Source organism: Corallococcus sp. M7 (assembly GCF_054512695.1).
Map to the genome: position 1 here is coordinate 4,049,533 of NZ_CM137252.1, position 22,155 is coordinate 4,071,687.

Below are 22,155 nucleotides of genomic sequence, written 5' to 3' on the forward strand. Positions count from 1 at the left end.
CCGAGCGGGCAGGGCGCTCTGGGTGTTGCTCGCGGCCGCGCTGTTCGGCGGCTGCGCGAGCACCCAGGCCGCTTCCTCCTCCCAACTGGACACGGCCGGCGTGCGGCCCGAGTCGACGAGCAACGGCAAGCCGCTGGCCTTCGCGCTGAGGCCCTCGCACGAGGAGCCGGAGCTGGTGGCGGTGCGCCACCGCGTGGCGGCGGGCGAGACGATGTACCGCATCGCCAAGACGTACGGCATCACGGTGGAGGAGCTGGCCCAGGCCAACGGCATCAAGGATCCGCGTGAGCTGGCGGTGGGCAAGGAGCTGCTGATTCCGGGCAGCGAGCCGCCGAAGTACGGCGACCCGGGGCCGCTGTCCGACGAGGAGCCGGAGCTGGTGCTCTCCAAGCCGGGGCAGGCGCCGGTGTCCACGCCGCGCCGCTCGGTGCCGGTGGTGGCGCGCCGCGAGGAGCCGCGTGCGCGCGTGGTGTCGGGGCGTCCGGGAGCGCCGTCGCGTCCGAGGCTCGCGACGCAGGGGATGCTCGACTGGCCGTTGAGGGGCGTGCTGTACGGCCGCTTCGGCAAGAAGGGCAAGGAGCCGCACGACGGCATCGACCTGGCGGCGCCCGCGGGCACGCCCGTCAAGACGGCGCAGGAGGGCACGGTCCTCTACGCGGGCGAGCAGAAGGGCTACGGCCTCATCGTCATCGTGGAGCACGCGGCGCCGCTGATCACGCTCTACGCGCACAACCGCGACCTGCGCGTGAAGACGGGGCAGAAGGTCCGGCGCGGTCAGGTCATCGCCACGGTGGGCGAGTCCGGCCGCACGTCCGGCCCCCACGTGCACTTCGAGGTGCGCGTGGACGGCAAGCCGGCGGATCCGCTGGAGTACCTGGGCGTGATGCCGTCCGCGAACGACTAGGTGGCTTCGGGCGCCGGAGGCGTCACGCGCGGCGGATAGCCACCAGCGTGCCGGGCGCGCTCGCGCACCAGGGCGAGGATGTTCTCGCAGGTGGGCATGGGCTTGCCGGTGAGCTGCCCCAACTCCACGACGGCTCCCAGCAGCGCGTCGATCTCCATGGGGCGCCCGCGCTCCAGGTCCTGGAGCATGGACGTCTTGTGCGCGCCGACCTGGGCCGCGCCCTGGATGCGCTGGTCCACGTCGATGAGGAAGCGCGTGCCCAGCGTCTCCGCCACCGCCTGCGCCTCCAGCATCATCGTGCGGGCCACGGCGCGCAGATCCGGCTGGCGGGAGAGGACGTCGAGCGTCGCGCCGGTGAGCACGGACAGCGGGTTGAAGGCGAGGTTGCCCCAGAGCTTCACCCAGATTTCATCGCGGATGCGCGGGCGCACGGGCGACTTGAGCCCGGCCTTCATCATGAGTTGCGACAGGGCCTGCACGCGCGGGCTCTTGCTGCCGTCGGGTTCGCCCAGCGTCACGCGGTCGTTGTACGTGTGCACGATGACGCCGGGAGAGACGACCTCCGCGGCCGGGTACACCACGGTGGCGATGACGCGCTCGGGAGGCAGGGTGCGCAGGATGACGCCGCCGGGGTCCACGCTCTCGACGTGGCGGCCTGCGTACGGGCCTTCGAGTCCGTGGAAGTACCAGTACGGCACGCCGTTGATGCCGGTGACGAGCGCCGTCTCCGGGCCCAGCAGCCGGGCGATTTGAGGCGCGGCGGCGGGCAGGGCGTGGGCCTTGAGCGTGAGGAAGACGTAGTCCTGCGGGCCCGCGTCGTCGGGCGAGTCCGTGCAGTGCGGACGCACGGTGACCGTCTCTCCGCCGCTGGTGAGCGTTACGCCGTGGGCGCGCATCGCGTCCAGGTGGGCGCCTCGCGCGATGAAGGTCACGTCCGCGCCGGCCTGGAGCAGCTTGACGCCCAGGAAGCCGCCGATGGCGCCCGCGCCGAAGATGGCGATCCTCATGACGTGAGCCCCAGCCGCTCCGCGAGCCCGATGCGCTGCACCTTGCCGGTGGGGCCCTTGGGCAGCTCCGTGAGGAAGACGATGCGGCGGGGCACCTTGAAGTCCGCCACGCGTGACGCCACGAAGTCGCGCAGCTCGCGCTCGGTGGGCGTGTGGCCCTCGCGAAGGACGACGGCGGCGGCCACGTCCTCGCCGAGCTTGGGGTGGGGCAGGGCGAACGTCACGGCCTGCTGCACGGCGGGATGATCCAACAGCACGGTGTCCACCTCCAGCGGGCTCAGCTTCTCCCCGCCGCGATTGATCAGCTCCTTCAGCCGTCCGGTGAGCCGCAGGTAGCCCTGCGCGTCGAGTGCCCCCTGGTCGCCCGTGCGGAACCATCCGTGGGTGAAGGCGCGCGCGTTGGCCTCGGGATTGTTCACGTAGCCGGACATGACGTTGGGGCCGCGGATGACCACTTCACCCGTCACACCCGGGGGCAGCAGCGTGCCCGCCTCGTCCATGATGGCGACCTCCGGCCCGGCGGCGAGCCCCACCGACCCCGCGTACCGGGGACGCGGTGGCAGCGGGTTGGAGGCCATCTGGTGGGCGGCCTCCGTCATGCCGTAGCTCTCGATGACGGGCACGCCGAAGACGCGCTCCAGCTCCTCCATCACCTGCGGTGGGAGCGATGCGGAAGAGGACCGGATGAAGCGCAGGCGGTGGTCCTTCAGGCTGTCCGCGTTGCGATGGGCTCGCTCCAGCAGCGCCTGATGCATGGTGGGGACGGCGGTGTACCAGGTGGGGCGGACCTCCTCGAACCAGGAGAAGAAGCGCAGGGCGTTGAAGCCGGGAGTGCACACCACGCGTCCGCCGGCCGCCAGGCTGGACAGCACCGCCGCCACGAGCCCGTGGATGTGGAACAGCGGCATGATGTTGAGGCACGCATCCGTGGGCCCCAGGCCCAGCTGCGCGCCGATGTGCCGCGCGGAGGCGCTGAGGTTCGAGTGCGTCAGCGGCACCTGCTTGGGCCGCGCCGTCGTGCCCGACGTGTGCAGCACCAGCGCGACGTCGTCCGTGGAGGCGGGGCCGGGACAGTGCGCCGCGCTGGAGAAGGGCTGTCCGGCCACGAGCGTGAAATGCCCCGCGGGGCCTTCCTGTGTCGGACGCAGTTCGATGAGCGGAAGGCCGCGTGCGCGCGCGACCTCGCGGGTCGGCCCCTCCGCTCCTTCGAGCACGATGAGCGCCCGGGCCTGGAGGTCGTCCAGGTAGAACGTGAGCTCGTCCACGCGGTAGGCGGGATTGAGCGGCGCGGTCGTCGCGGCGCTCGCCACGGCGAGGAAGGCCGCCGCCATCTCCGGACCGTTGGGGAGCACCAGCGCGACGCGGTCTCCCTGTCCCAGCCCCCACGCATTCAGTTGCTCACGGACCTTCGTGGTGAGGTCCCGCAGCGCACCGTACGTCATACCCTGCCTGCCGGGCGCACCGAGCGCTATGTCCTCCGGCCGTCCGCGTGAGAGCAGCGCTTCGAGGGTGTCCATCCGCTCCATGCCGGGCTCCACGTCCTCGGGGTCCTCCTCCGAATATGGCCGTGGATCGCCACGGGCAACCGCTTTGTGTGTGGGCACGGGTCTTCTGCTCGCGGGTGCTGCTATATCGGCCGGCTGGGAGGCATCACCATGTCGCGGAAAGTGGCGCTCATCACCGGCGCGTCAGCGGGCCTTGGCGTGCAGTTCGCGGAGCAGTTCGCGAAGGACGGGCACGACGTCATCCTCGTCGCGCGCGGCGTGGCGAAGCTGGAGGAGCTGGCGCGCAAGCTGGAGCAGGCGCACGGGGTGAAGGCGCACGTGCTGCCGGCGGACCTGGGACAGCCCTCCGCGCCGGAGCAGCTCTTCGCGCGCGTGCAGGAGCTGGGGCTCGCGGTGGACTTCCTCGTCAACAACGCGGGGTTCGGATCCTCTGGACCGTTCCTGGAGCAGGACCTGGGGCGCGAGGCGGAGATGGTGGAGGTCAACTGCTCCGCGCTGCTCAAGCTCACGCACCTGTTCGCGCGGCCCATGCGCGAGCGCAAGCAGGGGCGCATCCTCAACATCGCGTCCACCGCGGGCTTCCAGCCGGGGCCGTACATGGCCACGTACTACGCGACGAAGGCGTTCGTGCTGTCGTTCACGGAGGCGCTCGCGGTCGAGCTGAAGGGCTCGGGCGTGACGGTGACCTGCCACTGTCCGGGGGCCACGAAGACGGAGTTCGCCGGGCGCGCCGGCAACGCGGAGTCCCGCCTGTTCAAGCGGCCGGGCGTGGCGGAGGCGCCCGAGGTCGCGGGCCACGCCTATGCGGCGATGATGCAGGGACGGGTGGTCTCCATCCACGGCGTTCTCAACTGGCTGGCGGCCTTCTCGGTGCGGGTCAGCCCGCGCGCCGTGGTGCGCTCCATCGCGGCGAAGCTCAACCAGCAGGAGTGAGCGGGCAGGGAAGCGGCCACGGAAGGCCTGGGCGCGGGCCGGGAGGAGGGTAGAGTGTCGGCCGTGTCCCGCCTCTCCCGGCTCTTCATCACGTGCTTCATGTCGCTGGCCTCGCCTGTCTTCGCCCAGGAGGGGGCGGCCGTTTCCAAGCCCGAGCCCCTCACCGTGGCGGTGCTGCCCCTGGCGGCCAACGCGGCGGGGAAGGATGCCGCGACAGGCATCACGTCGCTCATCTCGGGGCGGCTCGCGGAGTCGCCCCGGCTGCGCGTGCTGTCCCAGCGAGAGCTCCAGCAACGGGTCGGCACGGAGCGCCAGCAGGAACTGGTGGGCAGCGCCCCTTGCGAGAAGAGCGAATGCGTCCAGACGCTGTCCACGCTGACGGGCGCGCGTTACGTCCTCACGGGCAGGTTGGATCGCTTCGGAGACCAGTACCTCCTCGCCGCGAGCCTCGTGGATACGCGGGATGGCCGGACCCTCGCCCGCCCGCGGGCGGAGGCCTCCGAGGACGGCGAGCTCCTGCGCACCGTGGTCGCCGTGACCGAGGAGCTGAGCATCGCGCTGGATTCGCCCGGTGAGGTCGTCCAGGCCCGGCCGCTCTTGGGCGGCGCGGTCGCGTCATCGCCGGGAGGCGGGCTGACGCTGGGGCTGCGCTTCAACAACAGCTTCATCGACAAGGTGTCGTCCTTGAACCCGGGCCTGGACCTGGAGGTGGGCTACTGGTTCCACCCGGAGTGGCAGGGCTTCGTCCAGGTCGGCTTCACCTGGGTGCATGCGGGCGGCACCGACGAGGGCGAGCTCAACGTGCTGCCCAGCATCGTGGGGGCGCGGCACTATCACCGCCTGGAGAAGGACCTGCGGCCGTACTGGGGCTTCGGCCTGGGTGTGCAGTTGTCGTTCGGCGACTACGGCATCTTCCAGAGCACGGGGCCGCTGCCGTCCGTCGTGGGATTCGTGGGGTTGGAGTACCTGCTGGCGGGCCACGTGGGCTTCCAGTTGGAGCTGGGAACGAACATCGCGCAGGCGGTGCTGGGGCTCGCGGACGACGGCGCGGGCGACGGCCTCAACTTCGATGTCAACGCCGGCATCGCGTATCACTTCTGAGTCTTCCGGAGCCTCTCATGTCCTCGCGTCTGCGTGCCCTGCCGCTCATTGCCCTGCTGGCCTCCGGGGCCTGCACTGAAACGCCGAAGCTCGACCCGAAGGACCAGGCGGAAGGGCTCTACCTCCAGGGCAACTCCGAGTACCTCAAGGGCAACTTCGACGCCGCGCTCAAGTCCTTCGACGAGATGAAGACGCTGGCGCCGGGAGACCCGCGCCTGCCCGCCGCGAGGGGCGAGGTGCTCCTGTCGATGAGCCGGCTGGAGGATGCCGCGAAGGAGTTCGAGGCGGCGCTGCGGTTGGACGCGAAGCGCTCCACCAACTGGAGCCGGCTGGGGTTCATCCAGGCGCAGCTGGGCAAGAAGGACGAAGCGAAGCAGTCACTGCAGAAGGCGCTGGCGCTGCACCCGAAGGACTTCAACGCGCTGGAGCAGCTGGGAGAGCTGGCCGAGGAGCGCGGCGACCACGACGAGGCGGTGCGCCACTTCACGCAGGCGGCCGAGGCCGCGCCGGACGCGTCAAAGGCCGACCTGCTGGTGCGCGCGGTGGACGTGCTGACGAAGCAGGGGCGGCAGGACGAGGTGCTCGGGCTCTTGCGCAAGGTGACGGGGCAGGGCGTGAGGACGCCGGAGGTGCTGACGGCGCTGGGAGACGCGGAGGTGCGCGCGGGCCGGTTGCCGGAAGCGGCGGCGGTGTACGAGGAGGCCGCGAAGAAGTCGCCCAAGGATCCGACGCTGTGGGAGCTGGTGGCGGAGATCCAGCTCAAGCTGAACAAGCGCGAGGAGGCGCTGAAGGCCTACGGCGAGTCCCTGAAGGTGAAGGACCGCGCCGTCGTCCACGTGGCGCTCGCGAAGGCACACCTGACGGCGGACGACCGCGCGGCGGCGGAAGGGGAGCTGCAGAAGGCCCTGGAGACGGTGTCGGGCGCGGACGTGGGAGAGATGCAGGAGTTGGCGGACCTGCTCTCGGCGATGGGACGCAAGCAGGACGCCCTGCGCATCCTGACGAGCCTGGGCTCGGAGCCGGGGCACGCGAAGAACATGGAGTTGCAGTTGTCCACCGCGAGGCTCGCGCGTGACCTGAAGGACACGGCCGCCGTGCAGGCCGCGTGCGCCCGTGTGGCCGCGGCGGCAGCGGATGGTGGCGTGGTGAAGTGCCCGTAGGCATGTGCCGTGGGTGGCTCTGCCTTCTTCTTTTCCTGACGGGCTGCGCGTCCAGCCGGGTCGTGCGCCTGGACACAGGGCGTGCGGACCCGGTCGTCGTGACGCCCCGGGTGGAGGAAGAGGCTCCGCTGGAGGACGCGGAGCTGACGAAGGTCGAGTTCAAGCGGGCCGTTTCGGAGTTCGCGCGTGACGTCCGGCCATTCTCGCGTCCGCTGCGTGACGCACGGGCGTTGTTCGGCATGCCAGAGCGCAGTGGCGTGTTCGGGTACGAAGCGCGCACGCATCGGATTCTTCCCCTGGGAGAAGCGGAGGCGCGCGAGCTGCACCTGCTGGATGATGCGTCGGCGGAGCTGACGCGCGCCTATGGGCGGTGGTGCGAGCGCAAGAAGCAGGGGCAGGACTGCCTGTCGCTGCTGGAGGAGGGGCCACTGCTCGGAAGCGACGGGCGGTATGCGCTGGCCCTGGCGTTGGCGATGGACTCGGTGTGGGCCGAGACGGCGGAGGCACTGCGGGGTGTGGTGAATCCGCAAGCGGTCTTGGCCACGGTGACTGCCTCGGTCACGGTGTACCTGCTGCTGTGGTCCTTGCCCGAGCCCGTGTCCAAGGGGCTGGCGGCGCTGATGACCGCGACGGCCATCGCGTATCTGGGCGTGGACACGGTGTGGGGCCTGCTGAACGGGTGGTTGACGCTGGTGAAGCAGGCGGACCGGGCGCTGACGTTCGACGATTTGCGCGAAGCAGGGGAGGGCTACGGGAAGGTGCTGGGGAAGAACGCCGCGCGGGTCTTCGTGATGCTGGCCACTGCGGCGGTGGGCAACACGGTAGGGCTCGCGGCGAAGACCCCAGTGCTCCCGGGCTCGGCGCAGGCGGCGCTCGCGGTGGAGGCACAGGCGGGCTTCGCGTACGCGGGCATGGGTGGCGTGCGGTCCGTGGCGATGACCGCGGATGGCTTCACCATCGCGCTGGCGCCAAACGCGGTCGCGATGTCGTCAAACGGTGGCAGCCAGAAGCACCACCTCGCGACCCTACGAAACAATGTTTCCGTTCATCGAGGAGGCCCGTGGACGCCGCGCTTCCAACGCATCTTCAAGAAGGCCGGGATGGAGTTGAAGGACCCGGAGAACGTCGTCGAGGTTCCGGGACATCGAGGCCCCCATCCTCAGCGGTACCATCAGCGCGTCTATGACCGACTGGAGGAGGCTACACGCGGGTGTCGCAGTGTCGACCAGTGTCGCGAAGCTCTCGTCGCTGAGCTCAGGAAGTTGGCACAAGAGGCCACCACGGAAGGCTCAGGCCTCCACAAGCTGCTCATGAGAAGCGAGTGAATCCGGAGCCATCCATGCCACGGCGCTACTTTCGGCTTCTCGATGACGTCACTCTCCCAGGTCGATGGGAACTGGGCATTCCGCTGGACGCGAGTGGGAACGAGGTCGAAGACCCTTGGTTGTTCAGGGAGGGCCGCCCCGTTCCTCAGCAACAAGGGCTGCTCGTCCCCGTGGAGCATCCGGGGACGCCCCTCGACTTCTCCTTGGCCGGCTTCAGCACGCCCGTTGTCAGCGCGCGGGTCGCAGCTGTTTTTTCAGAGCTGGCAGCGCAGGACATCCAACTTGTGCCCGTGGACGTCCATGGACATCAGGGGCCGTACGCCATCCTCGTGGCGACCCGGCTCATCCGCTGCATTGATGACGAAGCTTCCGACGAGGTGATCCGGTGGACGCCTCAAGATGGCCGGCCGGACCGGGTGGGCCAGTATCGCGACGTCGACGGCATGCGTATCGACCCAGCCCAGGTCGGCGATGTTCAGGTGTTCAGGACGTGGGGATGGCCCATCGCCCTCATCATCTCCGAGGACATCAAGCTCGCGCTGGAGCGCATCCGCGCCACGGGAATACGGTTCACCGAAGTGTGATTGTCGCGCCGTGCCGGAAGTCCGAGGGGGAGACACATGTCGCGCTTGTGCGGTCTGCTGTTGCTGGGCCTGACGCTGGCTTGCACGGAGCCACCACCTCCGCCTGATCCCCAGACCTGGCCCCGCTCCCAGAACTCGGGGCTGGGCACCGTGACGTCGGTGGAGCGCGTGCACGTCACCCGGGGCTTCAGTGTCCTCCGGGGGGAGGCTCAGCAACAGGTCATCGTTCACGAAGGGCTGTTGATCCGGCTCCAGGGCTTGAGTCCGCTCGACTTCATGCCCACGGCCCTCGGTCCCGCGTCACTGCTGCTGGGGGACAGCCGGGGACTGCTGCTGTCCATGCCCTACGGGGACCTGCGCGGTGGGACCTTCGTGGTCCTCACCGAAGCGCCACCTCCAGGAACCGAAGCCGGACTGTGGATGACCGGTCACGGAGGCCTCGATGTCCTGAGTGGGATTGGCTTCAAGAACGCCCAGGTCCGCGCACTGGCTCCAGATGCAAATCGCGGCGTGAACATCCAGACGCCCGCCGCTGATGCACCCGTCGCCTCCTATCTCTCGCTGGAAGCGCTGAAGGAGAAGTTGCGGGGCCCCCGTTCCATGAACGGCGTCCCCGCGCCCGAACTCTGCGCCAGCATCCACGTCGCCTGCGGCTTCACGGAGACCCCGCACGGCCGCATCGACTGCGGCGTGTGTCCCCAGGGACAGACCTGCACCGCGGACAACACCTGCTGCACGCCCGCGACCTGCGCCTCGCTGGGACGCTCCTGCGGCTCCGTGGTGCCGGACGGCTGCGGCCAATCGCTCGACTGCGGTGCCTGCCCCGTCCGCTGACCACCCGGGCTCACAATGCCCGGGCGGAAAGTCACTGCTTACGTCCGGCCGCCCTGCAGCTTCCGGTACACACCCACCACCTGCCCCAGAATCATCGTGGAGCGGAAGTCCGAGCGGTTCACGTAGATGGGCTGCATCGTCGCGTTCGCCGGCTGGAAGCGGATGCGGTCCTGCTCCGGGTAGTAGCGCTTCACCGTGGCCTCGTCCTCGATGAGCGCCACCACGATCTCCCCCGGCTGCGCCGACGGCGTCTTCTTCACGAAGAGGTAGTCCCCGTCGTGGATGCCGTCGTCGATCATCGACTGGCCCTTGACCCTCAGCGCGAACACCTCCCGGCCGTTCACCCCGCCCAGCAGGAAGCTGTCGATCTTGACCGAGTCCTCCATGTGCTCCTGCGCCAGCGCCGGCGCACCCGCCGCCACCTTGCCCAGGAGGGGGATCTCGATCATGCCGGACTCCCGGCTCTTCATCCCGAGGCCCAGGAGCAACCTCGCCCGCTTGGTGGGCACCAGCGAGCGGCTCTGCTGCTCGCCCCGGGTCAGGTAACCCTTGCGCTCCAGGGCCTTCAGGTGGTCGTTCACCCCGTTGGTCGACCGGATGTCCATGTGCTCCCCAATCTCCCGGATGGTCGGGGGGAAGCCTCGGACCTCCGTCTCCTTCACGATGAAGGTCAGGATTTCGCGCTGGCGCTCCGTGAGCTCTTCCATGGCCGCACTCCTTCGCTCGGTCGCCCGCCTGCTCTGGCGGTGATGGGCAACAGAATTTCAGTGGCCCATGCTCCCTGAACATACGTGTAGAGTCAATCTGTTCAGTACCCCCACCCATACCCGCCGTGCTGCCCCCCACCCGTCCTTCTCGCGGCTTGAGGAGGCGCGTTGATCTCGGCGTACACTTGGCGCCGCCGTGTCCGACCTCCGCCATACGCTGCTCTTCGTCGATGACGAGGCCGACGTCCTGGACATCCTCAGCCGGATGTTCCAGCGACGCTACCGCGTCCTCACCGCCCCCCACGGCAAGGCAGCCCTGGAAATCCTGCGTACCGAGTCCGTGGACGTGCTCGTCACGGACCAGCGCATGCCGGAGATGACCGGCATCGACCTGGTCAACGCCGCCAGGGCCGAGGGCATCGACGTCACGACGCTCCTGCTCACCGCCTATACGGACCCGCAGGACATCATCGCGGCCATCAACCAGGGCCAGGTGTACCGCTACGTCACCAAGCCCTGGGACGTGAACGACCTGCTCATCACCGTGAAGAACGCGGTGGAGTTCGCCCAGCTCAAGAAGGACAAGGAGAAGCTCATCCGCCAGCTGCACCAGCGGGTGGAGGCCCTCTTCGTCCTCTACGAGGTCAGCCGCGCCAGCGCGAACGACCCGGCCAGCTACGACGCCATCATCGACCGCGTGCTCACCGCCGTGGCCCGCGTGCTGCCGTACGACTGCGGCGCGGCCCTCATCGCGCCGGACGGTCAGCGGGGCGCCACGCTGCGCCTGCGCTGCGTGGGCAACGTGGGGGAAGAAGCGCTCCTGGGCGTCAAGGAGTCCATGCTCGGCGCGTACCGCAAGAGCAGCGGCCTGCCGCTGCCGGAGGACCGGGTCATCACCCGCGTCACCGGCACCACCACCAAGGACTCCGCGTCCCCCGTCGTCTACCCCAACCAGCTCACGGTGAACCTCACCGCCGCGGGGAAGCCCGTGGGCATGCTGTCGCTGTTCTCCCACCGCGCGGATGCGTTCACGGAGGACGACGGGCTCTTGCTGGACGTGCTCGCCAACCAGACGGCGGACGCCATCCAGTCGCTGCGCTCCGCGGAAGAAGAAGCCCGCCACCGCATGGAGCGCATGGTCGCGTCCATGGCGGACGGCGTGGTGCTCACCGACGAGAAGAACGACATCGTGGTGATGAACCCCGCGGCCCGCCGCATCCTGCACGCGGGTGAGGAGGGGCAGGGGCCCTCCAACCGGCTTCTGGAGGAGCGCCTGGGCTTCCAGCCGTTCCAACTGGTCCGCAACCTGGAGTACAGCGGCCACCAGGTGCTGCGCGAGGACGTGAAGCTCTTCGACCGCACCGTGCAGACCACCGTGACGCCCGTCAACGACGCGCGCGGCACCCTGCGTGGCGTGTGCGTGGTGCTGCGGGACATCACCGACCAGAAGCGGCTGGAGGAGCGCAAGGACACCTTCGTCTCCATGGTGAGCCACGAGCTGCGCACGCCGCTCACCTCCATCACCGGCGCCCTGGACCTGGTCCTCAACCGGATGGCGGGGGACATCAACGAGCGGCAGCACCGCTACCTGTCGCTCGCCAAGGACTCCGCGGAGAAGCTCAACAGCATCGTGGACGACCTGCTGGACCTGTCGAAGTACGCGCAGGGCCGACTGAAGATGAGCTTCGAGCGCATCTACCTGGAGGAGCTCGTCCAGCGCGTGGTGGAGAAGTACGGGCCCGCCTTCGCGGAGAAGCGCATCCGCGTGGTGCCCCTGCTGCCGCAGCACCCGCTGCGCGCCATGGTGGACCCCAACCGCGTGAACCAGGTGCTCAACAACCTGCTCAACAACGCGGTGAAGTTCACGCCGGAGGGCGGCGAGGTGCGCGTGGAGCTGCGCGCCACGTCCAGCCTGCCCGGCTACGTGGTGCTCTCCTGCTGGAACAGCGGCGACCCCATTCCGGAAGAGAGCCTGGAGCGCATCTTCGACCGCTTCGAGCAGGCCCGCACGCAGGCGAACCGCACCGTGCGCGGCACCGGCCTGGGCCTGCCCATCTGCCGCAACATCGTGGAGGCCCACGGCGGCCGCATCTGGTCCGAGCCCTCCCAGAACGGCGTGCGCTTCATCGCCGTGCTCCCCACGGAGCCGCCCCAGGACGTGCTGTCCCAGGCGGCCGTGGACACGCTGCTGCCGGCGCCTCAGCCCATCCGCGCGGACTCGCGCGGCAAGGTGCTCATCATCGAAGGTGAGCCCGAGGTGGGCCACATCATGAAGGCGCTGCTCGGCGCCCGGGGCTACCGCGTGCGCCTGGCGTCCACCGCGGAGGAGGGCCTGGCCGCCGCTCGCAACCTCCACCCGGACGTGGTGCTGGTGTCGGTGCGGCTGCCGGACGTGGACGGCCTGCGGCTGGCGGAGATCCTCCGGAATGATCCGGAGACGCGCCGTGCGCCGCTCCTGCTCACGTCCGCGTTCGACGAGCGCCAGCGCGCCTTCCGGGCCGGCGCGGACGCGTTCCTCGTGCGCCCCCTGGCTGGGGACAAGCTGCTGGCCACGGTGGACTCGCTGGCGCGGGGCCGCGCCGGGGCGCAGCACGGGCGCGTGCTGGTGGTGGATGACGACGCGAAGATCGCCTCCATCTGCCGCGAGGTGCTGGAGGGCCTGGGCTTCGAGGTCGGCGTCGCGCACAGCGTGGAGGAGGGCCGGCGTTCGCTGCGCGAGCGCAGGCCGGACGCGGTGCTCCTGGACGTCACGCTGCCGGACGGCGACGGGTTCGCGTTCCTGGAGGAGATCAAGGCCGAGCGCGCCAGCGGCCACATCTCCGTCATCTTCATCTCCGCGCGCACGGAGACGTCGTCCAAGGTCCGCGCGCTGAAGCTGGGCGGGGACGACTACATCACCAAGCCCTTCGACGCGCTGGAGCTGGGCGCGCGCGTGGAGAGCATGCTGCGGCGCAAGGAGCAGGAGCTGTCCTCCTCGCCCACCACGCAGCTGCCGGGCTCCACCGCCATCGAGCGCGAGGTGCAGCGCCGGCTGGGCGCGCGTCAGCCGTTCGCGTTCTGCTACCTGGACCTGGACAACCTCAAGGCCTACAACGACTACTACGGCTTCGCGAAGGCGGACGGCGTGGTGCGCCAGACGGGCGACCTGATGCGGGAGGTCTTCCAGCAGGAGGGCGCGCCGGGGGACTTCCTGGGCCACGTGGCCGGGGACGACTTCGTCTTCATCACCTCCGTGGAGTCCGTGGACCGGGTGTGCCAGCGGGCGATTGAACAGTTCGACCGCATCATCCCGCTCTACTACGACCGACAGGACCGGGAGCGCGGCCACATCGAGGCGGAGGACCGCTTCGGGGAGAAGCGCGAGTTCCCCATCATGAGCGTGTCCGTCGTGGCGGTGATGACGGACGGCGTGTCGCATGACCACGCGGAGCTGGCGCGCCGGGCCGCGGACATGAAGAAGCGGGCCAAGGCCATCTCCGGCTCTGTCTTCCTGCGCAGCGACCTGGAGCGCGTGGTCCGGTCCGTCACTGGATGAGGCTCTACCAGCAGCTGGTCCTCTTCATGCTCGCCGCGACGGTGCTGCCCCTGGCCATCGTCGGCTTCCTGCTGCTGTCGCGCTCGGAGCACGCGCTGGCCCAGCGCATCGACGAGCAGCAGCGCGCGCTCGCCACCGCCACCGCCGAGGCCGTGGAGGCGAGCCTGATGGAGGTCGTCAACGGCCTCGCCCGCTCCGCGGAGCTCCTGCCCTGGGACCGCGCCACGCCCGACGAGGTGCGCGGCATGCTGATGCTCCTGTATGGCCAGTCCACCTCGGTGAGCGCGGTCATCCAGGCGGACGCGAACGGACAGCCCCTGGGGCCCGCGGTGTTCCGGAGCGCGGAGCCGCTCGAGCGCCATCCCGCCTTCGACGCCGCGCGCGTTCCCCAACTGGCGCACGCGGTGCCGGTGGAGAACTTCCGGGACGGGGGCAAGGGCCAGGCGGCGCTGGGCAGCGCGTACGTGCACGCGGGCTCGGGCGTGGCCGCCGTGGCGGTCGCGGTGAAGCTGGGCTCCTCGGAGGATGCGCCATACGCCATCGCGGAGCTCGTCTTCACGCAGCTGGAGGCGCTGCTCGCCCGGCGCGCGAACGACGGGCAGCGGCTGGACGTGGTGAACTCCGAGGGGCGCGTCGTGGCCAGCTCCGAGGCCACCCGCCGCATGGTGGCGCTGGAGCCGGAGCTGCGCGAGGCGCTGACGTCCGCCCTGAACGCGGAGGGTGGGCGCAGCTTCCAGCTGAAGGACCCCGCGCGCCGGGTGAGCGTGGCGTGGGTGAACACGCTGGAGATGGGCGTCGTCGTGACGGAGGACGAGGCCCTGGCGCTGACCCCCGTGCGGGAGCTGCGCACCACGGTGCTCGCGTCCGTGGCGGGCGCGCTGCTGGTGCTCCTGGCGCTGGGGGCGCTCTTCACGCGGCGGTTGGACCGGCGGCTCGCGGAGGTGGTGGTGGGCGCGGAGGCCTATGGCCGCGGCGAGCTGGAGCGCCGCCTGCGCGTGGAGGGCCAGGACGAATTGAGCGAGCTGGCGTCCACCTTCAACCGCATGGGCGCGGAGCTGGAGGCGTCTCGCGCGCGGCTGATGAGCTGGAACGACGACCTGCGCGTCCGGGTGGAGGAGGCCACCGCGGAGCTGCGGCAGGCGCAGTTGCAGCTGGTGGAGGCCCAGAAGCTGGCGGCGGTGGGCCAGCTGGGCGCGGGCGTGGCGCATGAAATCAACAACCCGCTGGCCGGCATCCTGGGCAACGTGCAGCTCCTGCTGCTGGACCGGGCGCCGGACGACATGGACTTCGAGACGCTGCGCAAGATTGAACAGAGCGCCAAGCGCTGCAAGGACATCACCCAGAACCTGCTGCGCTTCTCCCAGCAGCGCGAGCGCCCGGACCTGCGGCCGGTGGACCTGAACGCGGTGGTGCGCGACGCGCTGAGCCTCACGGAGAACCAGACGCGCGGGGAGGGCATCGAGCTGGTGACGGAGCTGGGCGCGGAGGTGCCTCGCGTGAAGGCGGACCCCGGTCACCTGTCGCAGGTGGTGCTGGCGCTCCTGTCCAACGCGCGCACCGCCATGCTGAAGACGCCCGTGAAGCGCCTCACCCTGCGCACGGGTGAGCGTGACGGGATGTGCACCCTGGAGGTGGAGGACACCGGCAAGGGCATCGCGGAGAGCATCCGGCCGCGCATCTTCGAGCCCTTCTTCACCACCAAGGACATCTGGTCCAATGTGGGCCTGGGCCTGAGCGTCGCGTGGCGCATCGTCACGGAGGCCGGGGGGACGCTGGAGGTCCGCTCGGAAGAAGGGCAGGGGGCCCGGTTCACCGTGGTGCTGCCCCGGGCATGAAGCCCGGCGCGTGTGGTAGCTAGGGCCTTCGCATGGCTGCTCCCCCATCCCGCAGGCGACAGGCGCCGTTCCTCATCGGGCTCGTGCTCATCCTGGCCGCGCTGCCGGTGGGCTGGTTCGTCTTCCTGCGGGAGCCTCCCGCGCCATTGCCGCCCCAGGCACCTCCGCGCCCCGCCGTCACGCAGGCGGAGGCGAAGAAGGCCGTGGAGCTGGTGCTGAGCTCCTTCGAAGGCACGGTGGACGTGCGGCATGGCGACGGGCCGTGGGAGCCCGCCAGCAAGGACATGCCGCTGCGGCCCACGGACGTGGTGCGCACCGGGCGTGGATCCTGGGCCGTGGTGCTCAACGGTGAGTCCGTGGAGCTGCGCATGGAGGCGGAGACGGAGATCTCCGTGGAGGAGATCTCGAACGAGCTGTCGAGGGTGATGCTGAGCAGCGGTCTGGCCACCGCCACCGTGCGAGGCCGGCCCAGCGTCCGCCACACCTTCATCCTGAAGGCGAAGAACGGCGACGCGGAGGCCAGCACCTCGCAGGGTACCTTCACCATGAGCAACAACGGCAAGGGCACCGTGAGCGTGGGCACGCGTGAAGGCGACGTGAAGCTGACCGGCAAGGAGGGCAAGTACGTCATCGTGCGCGCCGGCCAGCAGTCCATCGTTCGACCTGGCCAGGCCCCCACCGCGCCGGCCCCCATCCCCAGCACCGTGTTCCTGAAGATGGATTGGCCCAAGGGCAAGACGCAGCGGAATCAAGAGGTCGCCATCGCCGGCCGCACGGAGCCGGGCAGCCGCGTGACGGTGAACGGCGCCAGCGTGCTGACGGACGAGGAGGGGAACTTCAAGCTCGGGGTCCCGCTCGAGAAGGGCAAGAACACCGTCCAGGTGAGCGCCGTGGGGGTGGGCGGCGCGCGCCAGGAAGAGAAGCGCGAGCTGGTCCTGGACACGCGGCCGATCGTCGAGGTCGAGGACCCCTGGAAGCCCACCGGCGGTTCCACGCCCTGATCCACCGGGTGGGGCTTCGGGTCCTGTGAGAAGAGGCCCACCTCGTGGGTGGGGCGGCGTAACGGGAGCACCCTTCGTGACGAAGGGGACCGCCTTCGTGCGGCTCATGGTACCAAAGTGGTGCCGTCCCGGCGGAGGGCCTTGTAGAGTCGGCACGCCCTGGAACGTCTCCTGCTCTCCGCGTTGATCTTGGTTTCTGCCCCGGCCTGGGCGGCTTCGCTGGAGCTGCTCGGCCCGGACGCGCCCGTGCCGCCGGAGGGCTTCACGGTCGCGGTGGTGCGCCGGGACGCCGGGGGCCAGCCGGTGGCGTTCACCCCCTCCTCCGTGACCGCGGAGGGCGCGGAGCTCAAGCCCGGACCGGAGGCGCCGCCGCTGCGCACCTGGGTCGTGGTGCCCAAGGCTCAAGCGCGCGAGGTGGTGGTGCGCGTGAAGGGCGACGGCGAGGAGGCCCAGGGCCGTTATGACGTGGGGCCGCCCGCGAGCCGCATGGAGCTGTCGCTGGAGCCCGCGCTGCCGGTGAAGGGGCGCGACACGGAGGCGACGCTCACCGTGAAGCGGCTCCGGCAGGATGGGACGCCGGATGACAGCGGCGCGCCGCCGGTGCTGCGTGCGAGCACCGGGCAGGTGGAGGGGCTCCAGCACACGGGGCCGGGCACGTACACCGCCCGCTACGTGCTGCCGTCGACGCGCTTTCCCGAGGCGGCCATTCTCGTCGCGCTGTCCGCGTGGCCACATCCGCAGTCGGTCCATGGGGCGTATGGGCGGCTGCTGGTTCCGCTGGCGGCATCGGTGAACCTGCCCGGTCGGAGTGATCCCGGGGGGCAGGTGTCGCTGGAGGTGGCGGGGACGCGCTTCGGGCCAGCGCCGGTGGACGCGGCAGGGCGCTTCGTCCTGCCGTTGGTGGTTCCTCCCGGCTATCCGCTGGCCCGCGGAGAGGTGAAGGACGAAACGGGCCACGTGGAGCGCATCGCCATCGACCTCCAGTTGCCGCCCACGGATGGCCTGGCGTGCGTGCTCAACCCGGAGCGGCTGCCCGCGGACGGCGCGTCCCAGGCCCGGCTGCTATGCGCGACGAGTGATCCGAAGGGGCTCCCCGTGGCGGATGCGCGCGTCACGGTGAAAGCGAAGTACGGCCGGCTGGCCGGGCCCGTTCGCGACACGAACGGCATGCTGGAGTGGCGCTACACGGCGCCGCGCAAGCTCGCGGCGGATGAGCTCATCGAGGCGGCATGGCCGCAGCGGGGCCCGGGGTCACGCGAGTCGCTGCCCATGCAGTTGGTGCGGGGCCCGGTGCGCGACGTGACGGTGTCGCTGTCCGAGACGACGGTGCACGCGGGTTCGGTGGCGCGGGTGGTGGTGACGGCGCGGGACGCGGCCGGGCAGCCTCGGCCGGACGCGAAGGTGGATGTGGCCTCTTCCGAGGGGACCGTGGGGCCGCCGGTGGAGTCCCCTCCGGGGACGTTCACGGTCCCGTGGACCGCGCCGGAGAACGGGTCCCAGCAGAGCACGCACGTGATGGCGCGCGCATACGGTCCGCTCGGGACGGAGCCCGCGCGGCTCGCGGTGTGGCGGGTGCCTTCGGGGCTTGTGGCGGGCGTGGTGGACCTGGCGGGCTGGCCGGTGCCCCGTCAGCCGCTGCGGGTGAACGGCAAGGAGCAGGTGACGGGGGATGACGGGACGCTGTCCGTGAGCGGGTGGGTGCCCGGCAAGGTGCGCGTGTCGCACGCCGTGTGGCCGGGGCTCGACGTCACGGTGCACGTGCTGGGCCCCCAGGGGCCAGTGTTCCCGGAGTCCGAGCCGCTGGTGCCCGAGCGCATCGATACGTCGGTGAAACTGGCGCCGCCGCTGCCCGTCAACGTGCGCGTGCGCGTGGAGGGTGCCCGCGTGACGTGCTGGGTGGAGGACCCGGGCGGCCAGGTGCTGAAGGATCGCCCGGTGCACGTCGCGCTGTCCGAGGGTGAGAAGGGCGATGTGTCCATGCAGGACGGGCTCACGCGCTTCACCGTGCAGGGCGCCAAGGGCCCCGTGAGCGTGTCGGTGGCGGACGTGCGCACCGGCGTGACGGCGATGGAAGAGGTGCGGCCTTGAGCGTCGGGGCGTGGCGGAGGGCCTCGCTGACGGGCTCGACCGTGGGCGTCCTGCTCGCGCTGCTCCTGCTGTCGACCGTGGCGTCCGCGCAGTCGCTGTCCGCGGATCTACCCACGCAGGCGTCGACCATCGCCGGGCGCGTCTGCGTGGACGTGGACGGAGATGGGCTCTGTGGACCCGATGAGCCTGGGCTCTCGGACGTGCGCCTGGTGCTGGCCACCGGCCGTGAGGTACGCACCGATGCCTTCGGCCGCTACCACCTCACCGGCGTGGACTCGCGCGTGCCGGACCTCACCGGCGGTCCGCACCTGCGCCCCGGCCGCCATGCGCTGAAGGTGGATCCGCGCAGCCTTCCGACGTCCAGCCAGGTGGTCCCCCGCGTCGCGACCGTGGAGGTGCCGTGGGGCGCCGCCGCCCTCCAGGACTTCGCCGTGCGGACTCCACCCACGCGCCCTCACGCGGCCCCCACCTCTGCCTCCGGCCGGCCTCCCGAGGCGCGCGCCGCCGACCACGGCAAACTGCGCTTCCTCATCAGCGGCCAGGCCTCTCCCGGAGACCGGGTCCGCGCGGGCGACGTGGATGCCACCGTGGACGACTCCGGCGCGTGGCTCGCGAGCGTGCTGCTGGATCCGAGCCGGGACAACGTCATCGCCATCAACACCACCTCGCCCGATGGCGCGGTGGTGTTCACCCAGCAGTCCTTCGACGTGGTCCGGCGCGGTGAGCACGGCTTCATCGTCATCCCTCGCGAGAAGGTGCGCGTGGGCGCCGTGCACGGGCTGTCCCCGAACGCCCCCCTGCCCACGGGAGACACCTTCCTGCGTCTGGAGGTGGCCCCCGGCACCCAGGTGACGACCCGGGACACTCAACTCGTCGCGGTCCCCGAAGGCGAGGTCCGCCTGCCCGTGCGGCTCGTGTCGGGACGCAACACGGTCCCCCTCTCGCTGGCCCCGCCACAGCGGCCAGGGATCGCCGTGTCCGTGACGGTCGAAGCGCGTGCCCAGCCCTTCGTCGTGGGCCTGCTCGACGTGGAGGCCAGCCTCGCGCCGGCCGGCGGGGGCTTCCGGCTGCGGGGCCGCGGCGCCCTCCACGGTGAGGCCTGGCTGGGCCCCGTGCAGGTGGTGGGCGAGCTGGACCTGACCGACACCGACCTACGCCAACTGGACGACGCGCCGCTCGCGGACTGGCTGCGTCCCCGGAGGCCCGAGCGCTTCGACCGCTGGCCCGACCCCGACCTCGCTCCGGCGGAGTGGGGTGACAACTCCGTGTCCCTCACGCCCAACCCCACGGAGGGGCGCCTGCGTTTGGAAGCGCGGCATGAGCAGTACGGCCGCGCGGGCTTCGGCACCTACCGCGCGCTCCTGCAGGACCGCGAGGTGGGCCGCTACCACCGCCCGCTCTTTGGCCCCTACGCGGAGCTGCGCGAACAGCTGGGCCCCGTGAGCGTGGGCTTGGACGCGTTCGCGGGCGGGCTGGTGGACCCCACGCGCGGCCTGGCCGCGACGCCCGCGCATGAAGAGCTGCGGGCCACGGGCGGCAGCCTCTACTACCTGGGCGGCGGCACCGTGGCGGAGGGCTCCGAGCTGGTGCGCGTGGAGGTGCGCGACGGCGTCACCGGCCTGCCGCTGGGCGAGCAGCACCTCATCCGGGGCCGCGACTACGACATCGACTATCTCGCGGGCCGTATCCTCCTCGCGCGCCCGCTGTCGTTCCTCGCTGGCGCGTCGCTCCTGCGCACGGACGCGCTCACCGAGGCGCCGGAGCCGGTGCTCGTCGTGGACTACGCCGTCCTGCACACGGGCGACCCGCGCGACTCGGTGGGCGGCGAGGCCTGGGCGCGCTGGCGTGACTCCACCGTCGGCCTGTCCGCCGTGCGCGAGCGCCGGCTGGGTGCGCCCTTCCAACTGCTGTCGGGGCGGGGGCAGACGGAGCTGTGGGGCTACTCGCTCCTCGCGGAGGCCGCGAGCAGCCGGGGGCTCGCGGTGGAGTCCTCCGTGTTCGGCGTGTCGGACGATGGCGGCCTGTCCTTCCTCCGCCCGGTGGGCACGCAGGATGACCACGGCGGCGCGGTGACCCTGCGCCTGAGTGGCCCTGGAGTCCTGGGCCCCGCTCACGGTGGCGCCGTGGCGGCGGTGTGGCGCGAGCGCTCCAAGGGCTTCTCCGACGGCGCGCACCTGGATGCCGCCCGCTTCCGCCAGCTGTCCCTGCGCGTCACGCAGCCCGTGGGCCCGTTGGCGCTCACGCTCCTGGGCGACGAGCGCCGCTCGGCGGATCCGCGCCTGCCCTTCGAGGACACGCCCTTCGGTGCCCGCACGCTGGGCGCCGCCGTGGCCTATGAGCGCGACGAAGGAACCGTGCGCCTGGAGCTGCGCGACAGCTGGCTGCGCGCCACGGAGGTGCCCGGCGAGGGCGCCGCGCTCGAAGGTGGCCGGACGTCCCTGGGCGTATCGGTGTCCCGCGTGCTGACGTCCCGCCTCACCGTGTCCGCGGGGCACCGGCAGCGGCTGCACGAGCGCGGCTCGGGCCTGGGCCGGATGAACGACACGTTCACCTCCGCGGGCGTGGACGTGAACCTGGACAACGACACGTCCGTGGGCGTGAAGGGCGGCTGGGGGCCGGAGCTGGGTCCGCAGGTCTGGCTGGACGCGCGCGCCCGGCGCGGCAATGAGACCTACTACGGCGGCTACTCAGTGGACGTGGACGGGCCGGACTTCGGCCTGGGCCGCGCGGTGACGGGGGCTCGCACGGAGGTGGGGGACGGCACCACCCTGTTCGTGGAGGACGTGAGCGCGCACGACGCCATGTCGATCCGCCAGGCCCGCGCCGTGGGCTTCCAGTACGCGGTGGGCCAGAGCGGCCTCAACCTGGGGGCCCGCTACGAGCGCGGCGTGCGCCACCCGCTGGACATCCAGAGCGACCTCACGCGCGACGTGGCCAGCGTGTCCGCGCAGTGGCTGCGTGAGCGCTTCCGCGCGGACGTGCGCGCCGAGCTGCGCCACGAAGAGGGCACTCCCGCGCGCGGCGCCTCCGGCCCGGTGGACCGCACGCAGGTGGTGCTGGCGCTGGCCGCGGAGGGCCAGTTGATGAAGGACGTAACGGCCTCCGGGCGGTTGGACTTCGCGCACACGGCGGGCCGGGATGGGCTGGAGGCCCGGTTCGCGGAAGGGTTCGCGGCGCTCGTCTGGCGGCCCGGTCCCTGGCTGGTGGTGGCCCGCTATGGCCTCACGCGCGAGCTGTCCCCGGGCGCCCGCTTCGCTTTCGGGGACCGGGTGCTCCAGACGGTGTCGCTGATGCCGGCGGTGCGGCTGGGCGAGCGGCTCTCCGTGGCGTCCGGCCTGCACGTCGGACGCTCCAGCCTGGGCGAGTCCTCCCGCTGGGTGTGGACGGGCACGCTGCGGCCCTCGGTGCGGCTGCTGGGTGGACTGGAGGTCGCGGTGGAGGCGGCCCGGCGCACGTCGGCGGCGGATGACCAGGGGCTGACGGCGATCCGGCCGGAGGTGGCTTACCGGCTGGACGAGCGCCTGCGGGTGGCCCTGGGGTACACGGTCCTGGGCTTCAGCGGCTTGGGTCTGGAGGCCGAATCGGAGGATGCTCCGGATCGCCTCTATCTCCGGGCGGAAGTGGCCTGGTAGTCGC

At 71.0% G+C, this 22,155-nt stretch carries 15 protein-coding genes; 12 read left to right on the plus strand and 3 right to left on the minus strand.

The annotated features are described in order from the left end of the window. The first annotated feature begins 22 nt into the window (after positions 1-22). Complete coding sequence (locus ACX114_RS16570) at positions 23-904, plus strand: peptidoglycan DD-metalloendopeptidase family protein (RefSeq protein WP_459299057.1); 882 nt, start codon at positions 23-25, stop codon at positions 902-904. Here the strand turns inward: ACX114_RS16570 and ACX114_RS16575 are convergent. Together ACX114_RS16575 and ACX114_RS16580 are read right to left on the minus strand one after the other, a co-directional pair. Then, positions 901-1,911, minus strand: coding sequence for a 2-dehydropantoate 2-reductase (locus ACX114_RS16575; protein ID WP_459299058.1), 1,011 nt, complete (start codon positions 1,909-1,911; stop codon positions 901-903). The genes ACX114_RS16570 and ACX114_RS16575 overlap by 4 nt on opposite strands. Further along, entirely contained in the window at positions 1,908-3,437 is a 1,530-nt protein-coding gene (locus ACX114_RS16580) for an acyl--CoA ligase (RefSeq protein WP_459299059.1), read from the minus strand. Before ACX114_RS16580 ends, ACX114_RS16575 begins: the two co-directional genes overlap by 4 nt. A gap of 129 nt (positions 3,438-3,566) precedes the next feature. On the opposite strand from ACX114_RS16580, the gene ACX114_RS16585 reads away from it, so the two are divergent. The 6 genes from ACX114_RS16585 to ACX114_RS16610 all read left to right on the plus strand — a co-directional run bounded on the left by ACX114_RS16585 (position 3,567) and on the right by ACX114_RS16610 (position 9,353). After that, positions 3,567-4,349 carry an SDR family NAD(P)-dependent oxidoreductase gene (locus ACX114_RS16585; RefSeq protein WP_459299060.1) on the plus strand — a complete coding sequence of 261 codons (783 nt, stop codon included), beginning with the start codon at positions 3,567-3,569 and terminating at the stop codon, positions 4,347-4,349. Between the two features lie 63 nt (positions 4,350-4,412). Continuing rightward, positions 4,413-5,450: a hypothetical protein gene (locus ACX114_RS16590; protein ID WP_459299061.1), complete on the plus strand. Its 1,038-nt coding sequence runs from the start codon at positions 4,413-4,415 to the stop codon at positions 5,448-5,450. A gap of 17 nt (positions 5,451-5,467) precedes the next feature. Beyond that, positions 5,468-6,610, plus strand: a complete 1,143-nt coding sequence (locus ACX114_RS16595) for a tetratricopeptide repeat protein (RefSeq protein ID WP_459299062.1) — start codon at positions 5,468-5,470, stop codon at positions 6,608-6,610. Between the two features lie 2 nt (positions 6,611-6,612). Next, a complete protein-coding gene (locus ACX114_RS16600; protein ID WP_459299063.1) occupies positions 6,613-7,935 on the plus strand; it encodes an AHH domain-containing protein in 1,323 nt (440 codons plus the stop codon). Between the two features lie 14 nt (positions 7,936-7,949). After that, a complete protein-coding gene (locus ACX114_RS16605; RefSeq protein WP_459299064.1) occupies positions 7,950-8,519 on the plus strand; it encodes an imm11 family protein in 570 nt (189 codons plus the stop codon). A gap of 36 nt (positions 8,520-8,555) precedes the next feature. Beyond that, positions 8,556-9,353: a hypothetical protein gene (locus tag ACX114_RS16610; RefSeq protein ID WP_459299065.1), complete on the plus strand. Its 798-nt coding sequence runs from the start codon at positions 8,556-8,558 to the stop codon at positions 9,351-9,353. A gap of 38 nt (positions 9,354-9,391) precedes the next feature. Here ACX114_RS16610 and lexA read toward each other — a convergent pair whose 3' ends face one another. Beyond that, positions 9,392-10,060, minus strand: a complete 669-nt coding sequence (gene lexA, locus ACX114_RS16615; RefSeq protein ID WP_014396152.1) for a transcriptional repressor LexA — start codon at positions 10,058-10,060, stop codon at positions 9,392-9,394. Positions 10,061-10,256: 196 nt separating this feature from the next. On the opposite strand from lexA, the gene ACX114_RS16620 reads away from it, so the two are divergent. The 5 genes from ACX114_RS16620 (at position 10,257) to ACX114_RS16640 (ending at position 22,151) form a co-directional block, all read left to right on the plus strand. Next, a complete protein-coding gene (locus ACX114_RS16620) occupies positions 10,257-13,595 on the plus strand; it encodes a response regulator (protein WP_459299066.1) in 3,339 nt (1,112 codons plus the stop codon). Further along, entirely contained in the window at positions 13,592-15,430 is a 1,839-nt protein-coding gene (locus ACX114_RS16625) for a sensor histidine kinase (protein WP_459299067.1), read from the plus strand. The genes ACX114_RS16620 and ACX114_RS16625 overlap by 4 nt, the downstream gene beginning before the upstream one ends. A 32-nt stretch (positions 15,431-15,462) precedes the next feature. Continuing rightward, positions 15,463-16,431, plus strand: a complete 969-nt coding sequence (locus ACX114_RS16630) for a FecR domain-containing protein (RefSeq protein ID WP_459299068.1) — start codon at positions 15,463-15,465, stop codon at positions 16,429-16,431. 183 nt (positions 16,432-16,614) lie between these two features. Next, positions 16,615-18,519 (plus strand): Ig-like domain-containing protein, encoded by a 1,905-nt coding sequence (locus tag ACX114_RS16635; protein WP_459299069.1) that lies wholly within the window; start codon positions 16,615-16,617, stop codon positions 18,517-18,519. Next, a complete protein-coding gene (locus ACX114_RS16640; RefSeq protein WP_459299070.1) occupies positions 18,516-22,151 on the plus strand; it encodes a flagellar motor protein in 3,636 nt (1,211 codons plus the stop codon). Before ACX114_RS16635 ends, ACX114_RS16640 begins: the two co-directional genes overlap by 4 nt. Positions 22,152-22,155 lie beyond the last annotated feature (4 nt).

Coding starts and splice junctions, on each gene's coding strand:
- ACX114_RS16575 (WP_459299058.1), bottom strand. CDS start 1,911: ATGAGGATCGCCATCTTCGGCGCGGGCGCCATCGGCGGCTTCCTGGGC.
- ACX114_RS16580 (WP_459299059.1), bottom strand. CDS start 3,437: ATGGAGCGGATGGACACCCTCGAAGCGCTGCTCTCACGCGGACGGCCG.
- ACX114_RS16585 (WP_459299060.1), top strand. CDS start 3,567: ATGTCGCGGAAAGTGGCGCTCATCACCGGCGCGTCAGCGGGCCTTGGC.
- ACX114_RS16595 (WP_459299062.1), top strand. CDS start 5,468: ATGTCCTCGCGTCTGCGTGCCCTGCCGCTCATTGCCCTGCTGGCCTCC.
- ACX114_RS16600 (WP_459299063.1), top strand. CDS start 6,613: ATGTGCCGTGGGTGGCTCTGCCTTCTTCTTTTCCTGACGGGCTGCGCG.
- ACX114_RS16605 (WP_459299064.1), top strand. CDS start 7,950: ATGCCACGGCGCTACTTTCGGCTTCTCGATGACGTCACTCTCCCAGGT.
- ACX114_RS16610 (WP_459299065.1), top strand. CDS start 8,556: ATGTCGCGCTTGTGCGGTCTGCTGTTGCTGGGCCTGACGCTGGCTTGC.
- lexA (WP_014396152.1), bottom strand. CDS start 10,060: ATGGAAGAGCTCACGGAGCGCCAGCGCGAAATCCTGACCTTCATCGTG.
- ACX114_RS16625 (WP_459299067.1), top strand. CDS start 13,592: ATGAGGCTCTACCAGCAGCTGGTCCTCTTCATGCTCGCCGCGACGGTG.
- ACX114_RS16630 (WP_459299068.1), top strand. CDS start 15,463: ATGGCTGCTCCCCCATCCCGCAGGCGACAGGCGCCGTTCCTCATCGGG.